This is a genomic window from Achromobacter ruhlandii (assembly GCF_902859695.1).
In the GTDB taxonomy this organism is placed as follows: Bacteria; Pseudomonadota; Gammaproteobacteria; order Burkholderiales; family Burkholderiaceae_B; genus Achromobacter; species Achromobacter ruhlandii.
Genome location: NZ_CADIJL010000080.1, coordinates 1 through 1,365, shown reverse-complemented (window position 1 = coordinate 1,365; position 1,365 = coordinate 1). Strand labels below are relative to the sequence as shown.

Genomic DNA, 1,365 nt, shown 5'->3' with positions numbered 1-1,365 from the left:
TGAACTGCACCCCAAAAGTTGGACATCAATCCAATCTTTGGGGTGTTTTTCATGACGAAGTACGATGAGCAATTCAAACTCAAGGCAGTCAGACGATACTTGTCAGGCGGGCATGGAACAGCGGCCGTTGCGACCGAACTAGGCATAGGTCGTACGGTATTGCGTCGCTGGGTGGCGAGCTACCAGGAGCATGGCCGAGCGGGGTTGGCCAAGAAGTACGGGCATTACGATGAGGCCTTCAAGCGCGAGGTGCTGGAGCGGATTGAGCGGGAGAACCTGTCCGATCAGCAGGCGACAGCGCTCTACGACTTGCGTAACGCTGACAGCATCCGGATCTGGCGCGACCAGTATCATGCTGGGGGAATAGGCGCGCTGGCGCCGCAACGCAGAGGTAGACGTCCCATGCCGCACAAATACCCCCCGGCACCGATCCCCAAAGACATGACCGAGGAAGAGTTGCGCAAAGAGAATGCCTATCTGCGTGCGGAGCTCGACTACCTAAAAAAATTGAAGGCCTTGATCCAAGCGGAACGGACCGAAGCGCTCGTCAAAAAGCGCAAATGGTCCAAGGATTGAGGTCGGCACACCCGCTGACACTGCTGTTGCGCGCGGCCGGGCTGTCGCGCAGCACGTTCTACTATCACCTGAAGGCGCAGAGCGCGGTGGACAAGTACGCTAGCCTGAAGGCCAGAATCAGTGCCGTCTATGCCCGCCACAAGGGGCGCTATGGCTATCGCCGGATCACATCGGTGTTGCGCCAGGCCGGCGAACTGGTCAACCACAAGACAGTGCAAAGCTTGATGCAGGCACTGGGGATCAAGTCGCTGGTGCGGGCCAAGAAATACCGCTCATACCGTGGCAACGTAGGTCGGATCGCACCGGACTTGCTCAAGCGCCAGTTCCAGGCCTCAGGACCCAACCAGAAGTGGGTAACCGACGTGACCGAGTTCAATGTCCAGGGCAAGAAGCTGTACCTGTCCCCGGTGATGGACTTGTACAACGGCGAGATCGTGGCCTATCAGACCGAGCCGCGCCCGGTGTTCGGGCTGGTGACCAAGATGCTGAAAAAGGCCTTCGCCAGACTCAAACCCTTGGATACGCCGCTGTTGCACTCGGATCAGGGCTGGCAGTACCAGCAACGCGCCTATCGGCGCCTGCTCGATGAGCGGGCCATCACCCAGAGCATGTCCCGCAAGGGCAACTGCCTGGACAACGCCGCCATGGAGAGCTTCTTCGGCACACTCAAGTCGGAGTTCTTCCACCTGAACCGCTTCGAGAGCATCGAGCAACTACAGGCCGGCATCCGCCAATACATCCACTACTACAATCACCACCGCATCAAGCTCAAGCTAAAAGGCCTGAGCC

1 protein-coding gene is annotated in these 1,365 nt (G+C 58.7%); it reads left to right on the top strand.

Annotation, left to right across the window (positions count from 1 at the left end):
- Nucleotides 1-51 precede the first annotated feature (51 nt).
- Nucleotides 52-1,365 (top strand): IS3 family transposase gene (locus tag HV742_RS32015; protein ID WP_175147285.1). Its coding sequence is split into 2 segments (ribosomal slippage), with 1,315 coding nucleotides annotated over them: nt 52-538 and nt 538-1,365; the frame shifts between segments, so codons are not numbered across the junction. This gene is flagged as partial in the annotation.